The sequence below is a fragment of the Streptomyces sp. BHT-5-2 genome (assembly GCF_019774615.1).
Taxonomy (GTDB): Bacteria; Actinomycetota; Actinomycetes; order Streptomycetales; family Streptomycetaceae; genus Streptomyces.
Genome location: NZ_CP081496.1, coordinates 4305241 through 4320664, shown reverse-complemented (window position 1 = coordinate 4320664; position 15424 = coordinate 4305241). Strand labels below are relative to the sequence as shown.

Here is a 15424-nt window from a genome sequence, read left to right as displayed (position 1 = left end):
ACACCCACGCCCGACAGGAGAACCGGAAATGGACGAGAACGCCCGCTACCAGGTGCTGCGCAACGACGAGGACCAGTACTCGCTGTGGCTCGCCGACCTCGAAATACCCGCCGGCTGGCACGCGGTGGGCAAGGAGGGCACCCAGGACGAGTGCGCCGCCTACGTCGACGAGGTCTGGACCGACATGCGCCCCCGCAGCCTGCGCGAGCGGATGGACCAGGTCGGCTCCTGACCCGGCGCTCCGCGCGGGCCGGGACCGGCCACCGCCGGGCCGGCCCGCACGGACCGCCCGCGCCGCACGGCGGCACACACCAGCACCACCGCACACCGCGCCCGGGCCGGACGCCCGGCCGCGGCACCGACACGCTCACCGAGGCGGGGGAAGCGCGGATCACGGGGGATCCGCCGGGCAGGCCGGTGCGCACCCCGTCACGGTGCCCGGAGGGCTCGGCACCCCCGGAAGTTCTCCCGCTCACCACGAGAGGGGACTTGCGGAATGACTCCGACAGTGCACACCCGGCGCCTGGTGCTCTCGCCCTACCGCCCCGAGGACGAGGACGCCTTCGTGGCCCTCCTGCGGGACGAGACGGTCTGCCGCTGGATGGGCCAGGAACGCGCGCCCGAGAAGGAGATCCGGGCCGTGTTCCGGGCGATCCTCGAAGAGATCTATCCCCAGGCCCTGTTCGACGTGTGGGGCGTCCGGGCCGAGGGCCGCTACGTCGGCCATGCGGAGATCAAGCCGACCGGCAACGTCGACGGGCACGAACTGGTCGCCGCACTGGTCAGACCGAGCTGGGGAAGAGGGCTCGGCACGGAACTGGTGCGCGGCCTGATCGACTACGCCGCCCGCGCCCTGCAACTCCCCGAGGTCTACGGCATGGTGGGCGCGGAGAACACCGCCAGCCTGGCGCTCTGCGCCCGCCTGGGCTTCAGACACGTCCGCGATGTGGTCGGCGACGACGGCACGGTGACCCGGATGCTGGTCGTGTCGACCGGCTGACCGCGAGGCAGGAGGCCGGCCTCGGTCGCGGTCACCGGGGCGCGGACCGACGGCCGCCCCCGGTGACCGGGTTCGCCACGTCAGTGCTCCGGCGGCGGCGATCAGCCCGGGGATCACCTGGAACCGCGCCCCTTCGGCCAGGGCCACGGCCAGCGTCTCCACCCTCTCCCGCAGATGGTGGTCGCTCGTGCCGGGATCGTTGTCGAACAGCCGGCGTACGGCGTCCCTCAGGCGGCCCCGGCCGACCTGGATGGTGGGGAGGCCGCGATGGGTGACGGGGAAGGGTAAGCGCGACCTCTGGGCCTTGTCGGAGTCAGGCCCAGAATTCGAACTCGGCCCGCAGACGGCCCTTGGTGACCCGGCCGCCGTCGCTCCAGTAACGGGCCTTGTACTCCTCGCCCTTGTTCGTCGACATGCCGATCACGGTCGAGCCGTACGCGCCGCAGTGGGCGTTGCCGCAGGCCCAGTCCCACGTGATGCGCTTGCCCTTGCTGTCCACGATCTCGATCCAGTCCCGGCCGTTGTACGGATCCCGTCCCGAGGGCGTCGTCCAAGTCACGTTGATGCCGGTGAGGTGGGACTGGTACCACCAGCCGCGGTACTGCGCCGGTGACACCTCGCGGATCAGGTAGTCGGTGTTGAGCGCCGGGTCCCCGGGACCCTGGTGCGTCGGGTCCCCGGAGCTCGGCTGCGTCGGTGGCTGCCAGTGCTCACGCGCCGAGTCGGTCGCCGGAGCCTTCTGCACGGCGGCCGTCGTCGGCTTCTCCGGAGCCTGCGGTGCCGCGGAAGCCGTCCCGAGCGCCATCATGGACACACTCGCGAGCACCCCGGCCATGACCGCGGTCCGCCGCTGGGGCGTGTTCGCCCGGGCGCACAGAGAAGAGATCCTGCCCTTGCCTAGCGTGCGGAACAACATGCCTGGTTCACCCAATCGTTGATCGGTGATCGATGCGCCGGAAATGCTAGGGAGCGGCGATCAACGTTCTGTTGACGACCGCTCAACATGAGGTCGCCCCGTGCCGTACGGGCAGCCGAAGACTCCTGAGCATTCTCTATCCTTCCCTAACTTTCCCTATTGGGTAGGCGCATGAGGAAGGTTAGGGTAGTTTCATGAGTGACCGTTTGTACTCCGTGGAGCAGGTGGCCGAGCGACTCGGGCTGCATGTGCGCACCGTCCGCAACTACGTGCGCGACGGGCGGCTGCCCGCCGTCCGGATCGGCAAGCAGTACCGCATCGCGCACGACGACCTGGAGGTCTTCACCGGCCGGCCGGTGCCCGCGCCCGACGCCGGACCGGGCGTCCGGCAGCGACATGCCGAGGTGTCGAGCATCGTCGAGGTCGAGGGCGTCGACCGGGCGACCGCCGACCGCCTGGCCACGCTCATGATGACCGCGGCCGCCGGCCGTGGCCCGGGGGAGCGTCCGCTGCGGATCGAGACGGTGCACGACAAGGACCGGGCTCGGATGAAGGTCGTCGTCCTGGGCGGACTGGCCGACACGGCCCGGCTGTTGGAGTGCGTGGAGGCGGTGATCGAGTCATGAGCACCGTCGAGTCATGAGTACCGGAGAAGGCGAGGAAGTCGTGAGTGTGCAGGGGGGAGCGGATGCGCGTCCTGACGCGCGGGCGCTCTACAAGTCGCAGGCCGGCGCGGAGGAGATCCTGCGGCGCTATCGGGCGGCGCTGGAGACCTGGCCGGTACCGGCCGAGCACGTACGGGTGCCGACCGTGCAGGGGGAGACGTTCGTCGTGGTGTCCGGACCGGAGGACGCACCGCCCCTGGTGCTGCTGCACGGTTCCGGCGCGAACGCGACGATGTGGCTGGACGACGTCGCCGGCTGGTCCCGGCACTTCCGCACGTACGCCGTGGACGTCATCGGGGAGCCCGGCCTCAGCGCGCCCGCCCGGCCGTCGTTGGCTTCGGAGGACCTCGCGCGATGGTTGGACGAGGTGCTGGAGGGGCTCGGCATCTCCGCAACGTCCTTGGTGGGAACCTCACTTGGCGGTTGGCTGGCGCTGGACTACGCCCGGCGGCGGCCGGAACGGGTGACGCGGCTGGCGCTGCTGTGCCCGGGCGGAATCGGACGGCAGAAGATGGGCTGGCTGTTCCGGACGCTGCTGCTGCGCGCCCTGGGCCGCAGGGGAGTCGCCCGGTCGGTGCGCAAGGCGACGGGTCTGGAGGACCCGAAGTTCCGGGACGTCCTGGACACGGTGGTCCTCACGTTCACGCACTTCAGGCCGCGTACCGAGCGGTTGCCGACGGTCCCGGACGAGGAACTGCGCCGACTCGCCATGCCGGTGTTGGTGATCGCCGGGGAGCGGGACGCGCTGTTCGACTCGGCCGGCACCGCGCGGCGGGTGCGGGCGTGCGTACCGCGGGCGACCGTCCACCTCCTGCCCGGGACCGGACACGCCCTGTTCGGTCAGACCGACACCGTCCTCGACTTCCTGCGCGAGCCCGAACCCGCCCGCCACGGAACCTGACCGAGGGCTCCGGAGGCCCGGTCGACGCGGGCCCCCTGGGGCCCCGGGGGGCGGCCGGTGCCTCGGCCGTCCCCTTTCCGGGTACGTACCCCGTCCGTACACCGAGCGACTCCACCGGACACCCCTCGGCCCGACCTCTGAGGAGCACGCATGAACCTCCGTGACGACGCCCGCGCTCTCTCCGACGACCTCGTACGGCTGCGCCGCACCCTGCACCGCGCCCCCGAGACCGGCCTGGACCTCCCGCGCACCCAGGAGACCGTGCTGGCCCAACTGGACGGGCTGCCACTGGAGGTCACCACCGGCAGGGGGCTCAGCTCGGTGACCGCGGTGCTGCGCGGCGCGGCGCCCGGGCCCGTCGTCCTGCTCCGCGGAGACATGGACGCCCTCCCGGTCACCGAGCGCACCGGCCTGGACTTCGCGGCCGACAACGGACGGATGCACGCCTGCGGCCACGACCTGCACACCGCCATGCTCACCGGCGCCGCGACCCTGCTCTGCGCCCACCGCGACCGGCTCGCCGGCGATGTGGTGTTCATGTTCCAGCCCGGCGAGGAGGGCTTCGACGGTGCCCGGCACATGCTGGCCGAAGGGCTGCTGGACGCCGCCGGCCGGCGCCCGGACGCCGCCTACGCCGTCCACGTGATGTCCGCGGGGCTGCCCGGCGGCGTCTTCGGCACCCGCGGCGGCCCGGCCCTGGCCGCGTCCGACGTGCTGCGGGTGACCGTCCGGGGCGCCGGCGGGCACGGCTCGATGCCGCACCGCGCCAAGGACCCGGTGCAGGCGGGCTGTGCGATGGTCACCGCGCTCCAGGCATGGATCACCCGCACCTTCGACGTCTTCGACCCGGTGGTCCTGACCGTCGGGACGTTCCACGCCGGCACCCGGGAGAACGTCATCCCGGACACCGCGGTCTTCGAGGCGACGGTCCGCAGCTTCTCGGCCGCCGCCCGGGCGCGCCTCAAGGACGGCACGGTGGAGGTGTGCCGGGGGATCGCCGCGGCCTACGGGGTCGGGGTGGACGCCGAGTTCGCCGCGCTGTACCCGGTGACCGTCAACGACCACGCCGAGGCGGCATTCGCGGCCCACGTGGTGCGCGAGGCCCTGGGCGAGGAGCGCTTCGCACCGCAGCCCCGGCCGCTGCACGGCTCGGAGGACTTCTCCCGGGTGCTGGCCGAAGTGCCCGGTGCGATGCTCATCCTCGGCGCGCCACCGGCCGGTGCGGATCCCGAGCAGAGCCCCAACAACCACTCGCCGCTGGCCGAGTTCGACGACGCGGTGCTGGCGGACGGCGCGGCGGTGTACGCGGAGCTGGCGGCCCGGCGACTGGCACCCGCGGCGTAGCTGCTTGCACCGCCCGACCGTCCCGATCAGAGTGACGGGATGGAATCGATGTCCGGTTTTCCCGGTCTGTTCGCGTCGGTGGAGGAGTCCGTATGACGGAGTTCGAGCAGTGGGACATCGTCACCGGTATCGGGCTGACCGCCCTCGGCGTCGCGGCCGGGCGGGCGCTGGAGACCGAACGCCCCGACGGCCTGGTGAGCGACCCCTACGCCGATGCCTTCGTGGCGGCGGCGGACGCACCGGTGCCCGTGCCGCGACGGCTCGCGGACACGGAGCCGCTGTCCGCCGCCGCCCGCGACATGTGGACCTCGATGGCCGCGTACCTCGGCGTGCGCTCGCTGTTCTTCGACCGCTTCCTGATGACCGCGGCGGCCGGCGGGATCGCCCAGGTCGTGGTGGCCGCCGCCGGCCTCGACGCCCGGGCCTACCGGCTGGAGTGGCCGCCGGGCGTCGAGCTGTTCGAGATCGACCAGCCAAGGGTGCTGGAGTTCAAGGACGGTGTCCTGGACCGCCTCGGCGCCCGGCCCCGGTGCGGCCGGCACGTGGTCCCGGTCGACCTGCGGGACGACTGGCCCGCCGCCCTGGAGGACGCCGGTTTCGACCGCGGCCGGGCGGCCGTATGGCTGGCCGAGGGCCTGCTGCCCTTCCTGTCCGCGGCCGCCGAGCGGCTGCTCTTCGACCGCATCGGCCGGCTCTCCGCGCCCGGCAGCCGGCTGGCCGCCGAACATCTGGAGCCGAGCGTCCTGGCGATCGTCGAGGAGCCGGAGTACCGCGCGGCCACCAGGCAACTCGGCGTCGACCTCGTCGAACTGTGGCACTTCGAGGACAAGGAGGACCCCTGCCGGCCGCTCACCTCCGCCGGCTGGGAGGTACGGGCCGTCCCGGCCTACGAGGTCGCCGCGGCGTACCGGCGGGAGCTCCACGGCCCGATGGGGCGCACCGTGGCACACAGCCGCTTCCTCACCGCCGAGCGATAGCGCCCGCCGGCGAGGAAGCGACCGGACTGACGCCCCGTCAGCCGTCGGCCATGGGTGATCGGTCGTCAGACGCGGGCGCCACTGTCCCGCCGGTCGCGCCGTGCGCCCCGCCGCGCGGTCCCACGGCCGGTCCGCCGGGGCACCGCCCCGCCGCGCCCTTCCAGGACGACGGCCAGCGGGGTCGCGGTGAACACCGACGAATACGTGCCGACGGTGATGCCGATCAGCAGCGCCAGCGCGAAGTCGGTGAGCGAGTCGCCGCCCAGCGCGGCGAGCGCGGCCAGGATGAAGAGCGCTCCCATGCCGGTGTTGACGGTGCGCGGCACGGTCTGCAGCACCGCGTCGTCGGCCAGCTCCGGGAACGGGGTACGGCGCGCGCCGGCGCGGAGTTCGCGCACCCGGTCGAAGACCACCACCGAGTCGTTGACGGAGTAGCCGATGACGGTCAGCAGGGCCGCCAGGAAGACCCCGTCGACCGGCTTGCCGAGCCAGGCGAACACCCCGACGAGGATCAGGACGTCATGCGCCATGGCCACCACGGCCGACAGCGCGAACGTCCACCGGAACCGCACCGCCAGATAGACCAGCTGCGCGGCCAGGGCCAGGCCGAGGGCCACCAGTGCGCCGCGGCGCAGCTCGTCGCCCAGGCTCGGGCCGATCAGCTCGTCGCGCATCTTCTGCGCGCCGCCGCCGAGTTCGTCGACGACCCGGTCCGCCGTGCGCAGCTGCCGGGCGGAGAGCCGCTCGGTGCGCACCGTCACCGAGTCCTCGCCCGAGGCGGTGATCTGCGCCCGATCCAGGCCCGCCGTGCCGAGCGCGGCGCGGGCCCGCTCGGTGTCGACCGGTTGCGTGGTGCGGTACTCGATCATCCGGCCGCCGGTGAACTCCACGCCGTACTCCAGCCCGCGGACGGCGATACCGGAGGTGGCCAGGAGCAGGGCGGCGCCGCTCAGCGCCAGCCAGCGGCGCCGGTGGCGCATCAGGGCCGGCCGGCGGCGGGCCAGCAGGGCACGGATCCGGCCCGGGCCGGCCAGACCGGTCAGCCGCGGGCGGCGCCGGACCGGCGGCAGCGCCACCGCGTACTCCGCCAGCACCCGGGTCACCAGCAGCGCGCCGACCATCGAGGCGGCCACCCCGATGCACAGCGTCACGCCGAAGCCGCGCACCGGCCCGGAGGCGAAGAAGAACAGCAGCACCGCGGCCAGCAGGGTGGTGACGTTGGTGTCGGCGATGGCGCTGAAGGCGTTGCGGAAGCCGGCCGCCAGGGCGCTGCGCAGGGTGCGCGGGCGGCTGCCGGAGCCCGCCGCGTACTCCTCACGGGCGCGCTCGAAGACCAGGACATTGGCGTCCACGGCCATCCCGATCGCCAGCACGAAACCGGCCAGGCCGGGCAGGGTGAGGGTGGCGCCCAGGGCCACCAGGGCCGCGTAGGAGATCAGCGCGTAGCAGGCGAGCGCCAGGGTGGCGAGCGCACCGAGCAGGCGGTAGACGACGGTGACGAAGAGTGCCGTCAGGGCGACGCCGATCACCGCCGCGCGGGCGCTGGAGGTGATGGCCAGGGCGCCCAGCGTCGGGCCGACGGCGCGCTGTTCGACGATCTCCACCGGCACCGGCAGTGCCCCGCCGTTGATCAGCAGCGCCAGCTCCTGCGCGGTGCGCTGGTCGAAGCCGCCGGTGATCCGCGTCGTCCCGCCGGTGATGCCGACACCGCAGGCCACCGACGCCTCGACCCGCGGCGCGGAGATGATCCGGTGGTCCAGGACGATGGCCGCGCGGCGGGCCGGATCGTGCGGCGCGGCGCACGCCGCCGCGCCGGTCAGCCGCGCCCAGGCACGTTCGCCGGCGCCGCGCAGACCGAGCCCGACGGACCAGCCGCCGCCGCCCTGGCCGTCGAACTCGGCCTCGGCGTGGCGCACTTCGGCACCGGTCAGGGCGGCGGGCCCGAGCCGCAGCGGGGTGCCCGAGTCGTCGGGCAGGACGGTGCCGGCCGGTCCGGACGGGCCGGGCCGGGCTCCGGGGGCGGTACCGAGGACGGGATGGACGGTGAGCTGGGCGGTGCGTCCGAGGACCGCGGCGGCCTCGTCGGGGTCGTCGAGGCCGGGCAGTTCCACGACGATGCGGTGGTCGCCGGCGCGGGTGAGCTGCGGTTCGCTCACCCCGAGGGCGTCCACGCGGCGGCGGAGCACCTCCAGCGTGCGGTCGGTGGCGTCCCGGTCGGCCTCGGTGGTGGGGGAGTCACGGGTCTCCAGGACGAGGCGGGTGCCGCCGCGCAGGTCAAGACCGAGCCGTACGGGCTGGGTCAGGGCGAGGAACGTGGACAGGGCAAGGATCGCGAGCGCGAGCAGCGCCCGCACCCTTGTGGCGCGGGTCAAGGTGCCTCCAGCAGGCATGCGCGGGCCGCGGGCGCGGCCCGGGGTGAGCGATGTGCGGATGTGCTGGAGGCGGCGGCGGGGCACGGTCCCGGCACCGGCCGGCGTAGCCGGGCGCGTCCGCCCCGGCGGAAGCGGACCGGGCGGAACGGGCCGCGCGGCGCGGCGGATCGGGGCACGGACGCCGGGGAGGCGTGCCCGACTCGGGTACGTGCGAAGGGAAGTGACGGTACGTCGGACCGGTGAAGTGGGGGAGGCCGTGGTCGGCGGTATGGCCGGCCGCGGTGTGGTGCGCACAGGCCGCGCCGGGCGCGGCAGCGACGGCCGCCGTCGACGGAGCGCCCGCGGGTCCGGCGAGGAGCAGGACGAGTGCGGCCAGGAGGGCCGACAGGACGGAGCGGCGCCGATGCGCCACATGAGCAGACACAGTACGCAAACCCTCCCTTAGCGACACTCTGTCATGGCGAGCCGGCGCGGTGCTCTTCGGGGGCCTACCCGTGCGTACGTCGGCGCGGAGCGGCGCGTCCCGGTAGCGTCGCCGCTGCGCGCTCCGCCCGGCCAACGCATTAGGGTGGCCGGGAAGTTGCGGGGGCTGCGCGGCAGCACGACGGAAGGACGACCGGAACATGGCGGTGCCGGAGGACTGGATGGGGGCGCGGCCCCAGGAACCGATCGACCTGCACACCGATCGGCCGCACGCCGCCCGCGTCTACGACGTACTGCTCGGCGGCAAGACCAACTACCCGGCGGACCGGGAGGCGGCCGAGCAGACCCTCGTATCGCTGCCCAACGCCGCCACGATCGCCCGGCAGAACCGCGGCTTCATGCACCGTGCGGCCCGCTATCTGGCGGACCAGGCCGGCATCCGGCAGTTCCTGGACATCGGCACCGGCATCCCGACCTCGCCCAACCTCCACGAGATCGCCCAGGCGACCGTGCCGAAGGCCCGCATCGTCTACGCCGACAACGACCCGATCGTGCTGGCGCATTCGCGGGCGCTGCACACCAGCCACCCCGAGGGCCGGACCGCCTACATCCAGGCCGACCTCGGCCGTCCGCAGGAGATCCTGCGGGACGCGACCCTGCGGGACACCCTCGACCTCGACGAGCCGGTGGCACTGACCCTGATCGCCGTCCTGCACTGGCTCCCGCCGGAGCGCGACGTCCACGCCGTCGTCCGCGAGCTGATGGACGCGTTCGCGCCGGGCAGCTACCTGGCCCTGACGTATGCCACCGCCGACTTCGAGCCACAGGCACTTCAGGAGATCAGCGACAACTTCGAGTCCAAGGGCTCCCATGTGCGCGCCCGCCCCCGGGCCGAGGTGCTGCGCCTCTTCGACGGCCTGGAGCTGGTCGACCCCGGCCTGACCGTGGTCCACCGCTGGCGCCCCGACCCCGTCGAGATCGGCGCCGACTCCCTCTCCGACGCGGACATCCCGCTCTACGCCGGGCTCGGCCGCAAGGGCTGACCGGCGGCCCCGTGGCACCGCGACGACGGTGCCACGGGCCTCACTCCGGTCGGCAACGCGGCACGGACGGCCTTGCCGGCCGCTGTCGCGGTGGTCCAACACTCCGGTTCCACTATTCTTTGGCGGCCGCTGGCGCTGCAAGTGCATCTGCAATTACATTCGAGGTGGACGTAATTGCATCGGCAAGTGCAGCCGTAAGCACGGTGGCGCGTGATGCCTGGTCAGACACCTGCGCATGACAAGGGAGTGGCAGGATGCAGCAGTTCGACAACGGCGTGGCCGCGGACCTGATCGACGGTGCGGTCTGGAGGAAGAGCCGACGCAGCGCGCCCGGTGGCGACTGTGTCGAGGTCGCCCGGCTGACCGACGGCGGCTTCGCCGTGCGCAACTCCCGTGACCCGCACGGGCCGGCGCTTATCTACACCCACGCGGAGATGGCCGCGTTCGTCGGCGGAGCCAAGGACGGCGACTTCGACGCGCTGCTGAGCTGAGCGGCGGCCACGCGGCGGACCCGCGCCGACCGGGTCCGCCGCCCACCGCGACGATGGCGCGTTTCTGTACCTGGTGACCCGCAGATGCGACACTGCTGGTATCAACACTGTCGCTCACGGGAGTTGGGATGACCGCGATGATGCGGCCGGAAGTCGAGCTGTCGATAACGCGCTACCTGAAGGAGACGCAGGTAGGGCCCACCGCCGCGCGCATCGTGCTGGGCGCCCAGCTCCGGAGGCTGCGCACCGGCGCGGGCATCACGCGTGAGGCCGCGGGCAAGTCGATCCGTGGTTCTCACGCCAAGATCACCCGCCTCGAAAGAGGACAGGTCGGCTTCAAGAGACAGGACCTGGCCGATCTGCTGACCCTCTATCGCGTGCTCGAACCGGAGCGCCGGGCCGACTACTTCGAGCTGGCGGACCAGGCCAACTCCAACGGCTGGTGGCACGAGTACAGCGACGTCCTGGAGGACTGGTTCGAGCTCCACCTCGGCCTGGAGGAGGCCGCCGCGCTGATCCGCACCTATCAGGTGCAGTTCCTGCCCGGCCTGCTCCAGACGGAGGAGTACGCCCGGGCGGTCACCCGCGTCGGCTACCCCAACGCGCCGCAGGAGAAGGTGGACCGCCTGGTCGCGCTGCGGATGGAGCGCCAGCGGCTGCTCACCCGGCCGGAGGCCCCGCGGCTGTGGGCGGTGGTGGACGAGGCGGTGCTGCGCCGTCCGTTCGGCGGCACCGAGGTGATGGCCGCCCAACTGCGCCACCTCCTGCAGGCGGTGCAGATGCCGAACGTCACACTTCAGATCGCCCCCTTCAGCGTGGGGGCGAACGCGGCGGCCGGCGCCCCGTTCAGCATCCTGCGGTTCGCCGAACCCGAACTGCCCGACAAGGTCTATCTGGAGCAGCTGACCAGCGCCCTGTATCTGGACAAGCAGGAGTCGGTGGACCAGTACACCGCGGTCATGGACCGGCTGTGCACCGAGGCCGACACACCGGCGGAGACCGGTGCCTTCCTGACCCGGTTGATCGACCAGCTCGACTGATCCCGGTCCCGGTCCCGGTCCCGGTCCCGGTCCCGTTCCCAGTCCCGGCCCTGGCCCCTGTCCCGGTCACGGTCCCAGGCAGTCGGTGAACTGCACGCCCGCGCTCGCCCCCGCGATGAAGTCCGCCGGGGCGTGGTTGCGGAGCACGCACATGTCGTAGCGGGCGCGCGGGCCGTTGCCGTCCTGCTCGTAGAGGTGCTGCCCGGACAGCTGGCAGGAGTCGTAGCGGACCAGCGCGCCCCGGGCGCCGCTGCGGTAGCGGTGCGGACGGCTGTCCTTGGCGAACGGGCGGAACGCGAGCGCGGTGTCGTCACAGTCGTTGAAGTGCACCGTCCCGCCGTCCCAGGCACAGTCGATGACCACGGTGTCCGGGCCGCGCACCTCGAAGCGGATGTCCTCGGCGTGGAAGCGCTGCACCGAGTCGTGGTGGACGCCGCGCGGGAAGCGGAAGAAGGTGCTGGTGCGGCCGTAGTCCGCGGAATCCGTGGGGCGGCGGCCGGTGACGATGTAGGAACCCCCGCGGCAGGTGATGGAGCCGCCGTAGGGGAACTCCAGGAAGTTCCCCCAGTCGTACTCCACCTTCATGTCGGTGAACCAGTAGTTGAGGAACTGGTCCTGCTGGGGATGGTCGAGGGACTTCTGCGACAGGCCCGAGTAGAGGAACGCCTTGCGGTAGGAACCGCCGATGCGGCAGGCGTCCCAGCGCATCTCCGAGTTGGTGTTGGAGCCGTCCAGCGCCAGTCCGTAGGTCCACTCGCCGGTCCACTCGCAGGCGGTGAAGCGGTAGTCCTGTGCCTGGCCGGTGGAGTAGGAGGAGAAGAACGAGGCGCCCGGGGTCCCGGACCGGAAGGCCAGCTCCTCGAACGACACATTGGCCCAGCTGTCCTCGTTGCGGCACAGAAAGGCGTTCTGCGGCCGGTTCGGTGCGAAGAGCAGCTGCGTCATCCGCTTCCCGGCCCCGCGGAACCGCAGGCCGTTGGCCTTGAGCCTCCCCGCCGGGGCGTTGAGCAGGGCGTACGGGGAGGCGATGAGGTAGGTGCCGGCCGGGATGTCGATCACCGTCCGGCCGATGTGGTCCCAGACCCGGCCCGCGGCATGGGCGTAGGCGCGGGCGAACGCCCGGCTGTCGTCGGTGCGGCCGTCGCCCTTGGCGCCGCAGTCCGCCACCACGTCGATGACGTCCCTGCCCTTGGGCTTGGTGCCGGAGATCCGCGGTGGCACGGCGTCCTCGTCGGACGGGTCCGGGGAGTCGGAGTCGCAGCCGGTGAGCACCGCCGCCAGAGTGGCGGCCGACGCGGCCAGAATCGTCCGGCGGCCGGGCGCGCCGTTGGACGGGGAGGGCCTGCCTGCCATGATGTTGCTCCTTCGGGGCGGTACGACGGGTGGGGGGAGATGAGCCGGTTCGCAGCTGCGGTCGAGGAACTGTCGGCGGCCCAGAAATCCGCGAAGGGGGTGTCGCTCTACTCGCGCCACATCAACCGCCCGGTCGGACGGGGACTGGCCGCCGCGAGCTACTGCCTGAACCTGAAACCCAATCAAGTCACTTTGCTCAGCGCGGTGTTCACCTTCGTCGGCGTGGGGATGATCGCCGCGCTGCCGCCCGGGCCGGGCACCGCGGCGGGTGTCTTCGCGGCACTCTTCCTGGGCTTCGCGCTGGACTCGGCCGACGGCCAGCTGGCCCGTCTGACGGGGACCGGCAGCGCCGCCGGCGAATGGCTGGACCACGTCGTCGACTGCGCGAAGATGCTCGCCCTCCACATGGCCGTACTGGTCTCCTTCCACCGCTACTTCGCCCCCTCCGAACCGCTGTTGCTGCTCGCCCCCGTCGTCTTCCAGTTCGCCGCCGTGCTGGTGTTCTTCGGCGGGATCCTGACCGACCAGCTCAAACGGGCTGAATGCCTGCGGAACGGCGGTGCCGGACCACGGCCCGCGGAACCGGCCTCCGCCGTCCGTGCGGTGGCCCTGCTGCCGGTCGACTACGGGGTGTTCTGCGCGGCCTTCCTGCTGTTCGGCAGCGGGCGGCTGTTCGTCGTGGTGTACTGCGCGCTGCTCGTGGCGCATGTGCTCTTCATGGTGGCCTTTCTGGCCAAGTGGTACCGCGAACTGGCCGGCCCCGGACGGTGACGACCGGGGCCGGGGCGGGAGGGGAGGGGCACACCGCACCGGCGGCCGTCAGGCCGGACTCCCCAGCACGTCGAGCGCCGCACGGAGCAGCGTGCTCGACGTATGGACGGTGTACGGGAAGTAGACCACCTCGACTCCCAGGGGCGCGAAGTCCCGTTCCAACCGGATGCCCTTGCTCGTGCCCCGCCAGTCGTCCCCCTTGAAGATGACATCGAACCGCACCTGCTGCCAGGTCTCCAGCTTGTCGGGCACCGTCTCGACGAACGCCGCGTCCACGTACCGGACACTGCGCACGATCTCCAGGCGCTCGATCAACGGGATCACCGGTGCCTGTCCCTTGGCCCGCCGCGCCATGTCGTCCGAGACGACTCCGGCCACCAAGTGGTCGCACCGGCTCCTGGCGTGCCGGAGGAGATTCAGGTGCCCCACATGGAACAGGTCGTAGACCCCGGGTGCGTATCCAACTCGGTGCGTCATCTGCCCCCCCACTCGGCGTACGGTCACTTCCCGGCGGTCACCTTGACCGGGCCGTTGCGGCCCGAGACGTTGGTGCCGTCGGTGACGTCGAGGGAGTAGCGGTGCGTCGAGCCGGGCCGGACGGTGTCGGTGAAGGACATGTCCGGCCGGTTCCAGTAGCGGGATTCCCGGGTCAGCGAGGTCAGGTGCCTGCCGTCGCGGTAGATGCGGTAGGTCAGCACGCCGTTGTCGCGGTCCCACGACGCCTTCCACTTCAGGGTGATCCGGCCCGGGGCCCCGCTCGCCCCGCTCATCAGCGGCACCTGCGGTGCGTTGGTGTCCGCACCGGCCCCGAAGCGGGTGAGGCCCTGCTGGGGCGCCTCGTTGACGGTGGTGAACCCCCCGCCCGCCCACAGCACACCGTCGGCCATGGTCAGTGCGCGCGGGCCGATCTGCTCGCCGATCCCGTCGTTGGTGTCGGGGAACCACGGCAGGATCGTCTTGTCGGCGATGGACTGGGCCAGGAAGTGCTGCCGGTTGTTGATGTCGGGGAAGCCGCCCGGGGTGTCGTGGCAGTCGTGCGCGTGCGAGGCGCTGTAGAGGACGCCCTTGTAGGGCAGGACTGCCTGGGTGGCGCCCAGGCAGGTGTCCTTCCACAGCATCGCGCCGTCCGACAGCCGTCCGGCGATGCGGCCGTCGAAGACGCCGCCGCCGGTGCCCTCGGCGCCCAGGTAGAAGTTGGTGCCGTCGTTGGTGAGTGCCTTGACCGCCGAGCGCCGGGGGATCCAGCCGGTGAAGGTGTTGACGACCCGGCCCGTGGTGGCGTCCAGGCCGGCCAGTGCGTGCACGCTCGACCGGGTGCCGTTCACCGAGGTGAACCGGCCGCCGATGATGAGTTCGCCGAGTTTCGGGATGGCCGTCAGGGCGTTGACACCGGGCGTGGTGTCGTTGGGGACGGAGGAGCCGCGGATGGTCGCCTTGAACGGCAGCAGCGTGCCGTTGGGTCGCAGCGCGGCGACCCGCTCGCGGGTCTGCCCCTGGACGGTGGTGAACTGGCCGCCGAGATAGACGGTGTCGTCGGTGACGTCCAGGGCCCGGACGGTGGAGCTGACCTTCGGCTTCCAGGCGTTGTCGACGGCGCAGTCGGCGGTGCGCAGGGCGGCGGTGTTGGAGCGGCCGGCGGAGCCCGCCTTGCCGAACGATCCGCCGATGTAGAGCAGTGTCCCGTCGGGGGAGGGTTTGAGGGCCCGGATCTGGTTCGCGCCGCCGCTGAACGCCGGGGCGCACGGCAGGGGTTGGCCGGTGCGGGCGTCGAAGGCCGCGAAGTTCCGGCGGGCCAGCTGCCGGCCGCTGCCGGGGGGCGCGCCCGGTGGCCGGATGTGGTCGAACCTGCCTCCTACGTAGACGACGCCCTTGGCGTACGCCAGGGCCCAGACGATGCCGTCGGTCTGCCAGGTGGGCAGCGGATCCGCGGTGAGGGTGGGCTCGCCGGTTGCCTGGGCGGACCCGGCGGCGAGTGCCGTCGCGGCGGTGCCCAGCACGGCGGCGGCCAGGACGAGATGGACGGGTCGGTTCTTTCGGCGCACGGGTCCCCCCTGGAAGCACGGCGCGGTGGAATGGTGAAGAGAGGAGCGGTGAAGGAGATCAGCTCTGTACGGAATGGCTCGTGCAG

The 15424-nt window shown here is 72.3% G+C and carries 15 protein-coding genes and 1 pseudogene; 10 read left to right on the top strand and 6 right to left on the bottom strand.

Translation table 11 applies throughout. The annotated features are described in order from the left end of the window. Nucleotides 1-28: 28 nt before the first annotated feature. Both K2224_RS19215 and K2224_RS19210 read left to right on the top strand, forming a co-directional pair. Nucleotides 29-232 (top strand): MbtH family NRPS accessory protein, encoded by a 204-nt coding sequence (locus K2224_RS19215; RefSeq protein WP_018539451.1) that lies wholly within the window; start codon nucleotides 29-31, stop codon nucleotides 230-232. A 264-nt stretch (nucleotides 233-496) separates the two neighbouring features. Next, a complete protein-coding gene (locus K2224_RS19210; RefSeq protein WP_221907740.1) occupies nucleotides 497-1000 on the top strand; it encodes a GNAT family N-acetyltransferase in 504 nt (167 codons plus the stop codon). A gap of 105 nt (nucleotides 1001-1105) precedes the next feature. On the opposite strand, the pseudogene K2224_RS41710 reads toward K2224_RS19210, so the two are convergent. Together K2224_RS41710 and K2224_RS19200 are read right to left on the bottom strand one after the other, a co-directional pair. Further along, a pseudogene (locus K2224_RS41710) lies at nucleotides 1106-1255 on the bottom strand (ribosome-inactivating family protein); the annotation flags it as partial. 58 nt (nucleotides 1256-1313) lie between these two features. Further along, the gene (locus K2224_RS19200) at nucleotides 1314-1916 is read right to left on the bottom strand and encodes a hypothetical protein (RefSeq protein ID WP_260692793.1); all 603 of its coding nucleotides are present in this window, start codon (nucleotides 1914-1916) and stop codon (nucleotides 1314-1316) included. A gap of 194 nt (nucleotides 1917-2110) precedes the next feature. On the opposite strand from K2224_RS19200, the gene K2224_RS19195 reads away from it, so the two are divergent. The 4 genes from K2224_RS19195 (at nucleotide 2111) to K2224_RS19180 (ending at nucleotide 5803) form a co-directional block, all read left to right on the top strand. Next, nucleotides 2111-2542, top strand: a complete 432-nt coding sequence (locus K2224_RS19195; protein WP_221907739.1) for a helix-turn-helix domain-containing protein — start codon at nucleotides 2111-2113, stop codon at nucleotides 2540-2542. A gap of 13 nt (nucleotides 2543-2555) precedes the next feature. Beyond that, nucleotides 2556-3482, top strand: a complete 927-nt coding sequence (locus K2224_RS19190; protein WP_221907738.1) for an alpha/beta fold hydrolase — start codon at nucleotides 2556-2558, stop codon at nucleotides 3480-3482. Between the two features lie 150 nt (nucleotides 3483-3632). After that, entirely contained in the window at nucleotides 3633-4826 is a 1194-nt protein-coding gene (locus K2224_RS19185) for a M20 family metallopeptidase (RefSeq protein WP_221907737.1), read from the top strand. 92 nt (nucleotides 4827-4918) lie between these two features. Continuing rightward, nucleotides 4919-5803, top strand: a complete 885-nt coding sequence (locus K2224_RS19180; protein WP_221907736.1) for an SAM-dependent methyltransferase — start codon at nucleotides 4919-4921, stop codon at nucleotides 5801-5803. Nucleotides 5804-5868: 65 nt separating this feature from the next. Here K2224_RS19180 and secD read toward each other — a convergent pair whose 3' ends face one another. Then, nucleotides 5869-8175, bottom strand: a complete 2307-nt coding sequence (secD, locus tag K2224_RS19175) for a protein translocase subunit SecD (RefSeq protein ID WP_260692792.1) — start codon at nucleotides 8173-8175, stop codon at nucleotides 5869-5871. A 623-nt stretch (nucleotides 8176-8798) separates the two neighbouring features. Here secD and K2224_RS19170 point away from each other — a divergent pair. The 3 genes from K2224_RS19170 (at nucleotide 8799) to K2224_RS19160 (ending at nucleotide 11172) form a co-directional block, all read left to right on the top strand. Continuing rightward, nucleotides 8799-9641 (top strand): SAM-dependent methyltransferase, encoded by an 843-nt coding sequence (locus tag K2224_RS19170; protein ID WP_221907735.1) that lies wholly within the window; start codon nucleotides 8799-8801, stop codon nucleotides 9639-9641. Nucleotides 9642-9895: 254 nt separating this feature from the next. After that, complete coding sequence (locus tag K2224_RS19165; RefSeq protein ID WP_221907734.1) at nucleotides 9896-10132, top strand: DUF397 domain-containing protein; 237 nt, start codon at nucleotides 9896-9898, stop codon at nucleotides 10130-10132. A gap of 128 nt (nucleotides 10133-10260) precedes the next feature. Next, nucleotides 10261-11172: a helix-turn-helix transcriptional regulator gene (locus K2224_RS19160; protein ID WP_221907733.1), complete on the top strand. Its 912-nt coding sequence runs from the start codon at nucleotides 10261-10263 to the stop codon at nucleotides 11170-11172. A gap of 66 nt (nucleotides 11173-11238) precedes the next feature. On the opposite strand, the gene K2224_RS19155 is transcribed toward K2224_RS19160, so the two are convergent. Beyond that, a complete protein-coding gene (locus K2224_RS19155; protein ID WP_221907732.1) occupies nucleotides 11239-12525 on the bottom strand; it encodes a glycoside hydrolase family 55 protein in 1287 nt (428 codons plus the stop codon). Between the two features lie 39 nt (nucleotides 12526-12564). On the opposite strand from K2224_RS19155, the gene K2224_RS19150 reads away from it, so the two are divergent. Then, entirely contained in the window at nucleotides 12565-13296 is a 732-nt protein-coding gene (locus K2224_RS19150) for a CDP-alcohol phosphatidyltransferase family protein (RefSeq protein ID WP_221907731.1), read from the top strand. Nucleotides 13297-13344: 48 nt separating this feature from the next. Here K2224_RS19150 and K2224_RS19145 read toward each other — a convergent pair whose 3' ends face one another. Together K2224_RS19145 and K2224_RS19140 are read right to left on the bottom strand one after the other, a co-directional pair. Continuing rightward, nucleotides 13345-13773 carry an adenylyltransferase/cytidyltransferase family protein gene (locus K2224_RS19145; protein ID WP_221907730.1) on the bottom strand — a complete coding sequence of 143 codons (429 nt, stop codon included), beginning with the start codon at nucleotides 13771-13773 and terminating at the stop codon, nucleotides 13345-13347. A 23-nt stretch (nucleotides 13774-13796) separates the two neighbouring features. Continuing rightward, nucleotides 13797-15338, bottom strand: coding sequence for a fibronectin type III domain-containing protein (locus tag K2224_RS19140; protein WP_221907729.1), 1542 nt, complete (start codon nucleotides 15336-15338; stop codon nucleotides 13797-13799). Nucleotides 15339-15424: the final 86 nt, after the last annotated feature.

Bases quoted from the DNA above. Each gene is read 5' to 3' on its own strand.
- K2224_RS19215 (WP_018539451.1), top strand. From the start codon at position 29: ATGGACGAGAACGCCCGCTACCAGGTGCTGCGCAACGACGAGGACCAG.
- K2224_RS19210 (WP_221907740.1), top strand. From the start codon at position 497: ATGACTCCGACAGTGCACACCCGGCGCCTGGTGCTCTCGCCCTACCGC.
- K2224_RS19200 (WP_260692793.1), bottom strand. From the start codon at position 1,916: ATGTTGTTCCGCACGCTAGGCAAGGGCAGGATCTCTTCTCTGTGCGCC.
- K2224_RS19195 (WP_221907739.1), top strand. From the start codon at position 2,111: ATGAGTGACCGTTTGTACTCCGTGGAGCAGGTGGCCGAGCGACTCGGG.
- K2224_RS19190 (WP_221907738.1), top strand. From the start codon at position 2,556: ATGAGTACCGGAGAAGGCGAGGAAGTCGTGAGTGTGCAGGGGGGAGCG.
- K2224_RS19185 (WP_221907737.1), top strand. From the start codon at position 3,633: ATGAACCTCCGTGACGACGCCCGCGCTCTCTCCGACGACCTCGTACGG.
- K2224_RS19180 (WP_221907736.1), top strand. From the start codon at position 4,919: ATGACGGAGTTCGAGCAGTGGGACATCGTCACCGGTATCGGGCTGACC.
- K2224_RS19170 (WP_221907735.1), top strand. From the start codon at position 8,799: ATGGCGGTGCCGGAGGACTGGATGGGGGCGCGGCCCCAGGAACCGATC.
- K2224_RS19165 (WP_221907734.1), top strand. From the start codon at position 9,896: ATGCAGCAGTTCGACAACGGCGTGGCCGCGGACCTGATCGACGGTGCG.
- K2224_RS19160 (WP_221907733.1), top strand. From the start codon at position 10,261: ATGACCGCGATGATGCGGCCGGAAGTCGAGCTGTCGATAACGCGCTAC.
- K2224_RS19155 (WP_221907732.1), bottom strand. From the start codon at position 12,525: ATGGCAGGCAGGCCCTCCCCGTCCAACGGCGCGCCCGGCCGCCGGACG.
- K2224_RS19150 (WP_221907731.1), top strand. From the start codon at position 12,565: ATGAGCCGGTTCGCAGCTGCGGTCGAGGAACTGTCGGCGGCCCAGAAA.
- K2224_RS19145 (WP_221907730.1), bottom strand. From the start codon at position 13,773: ATGACGCACCGAGTTGGATACGCACCCGGGGTCTACGACCTGTTCCAT.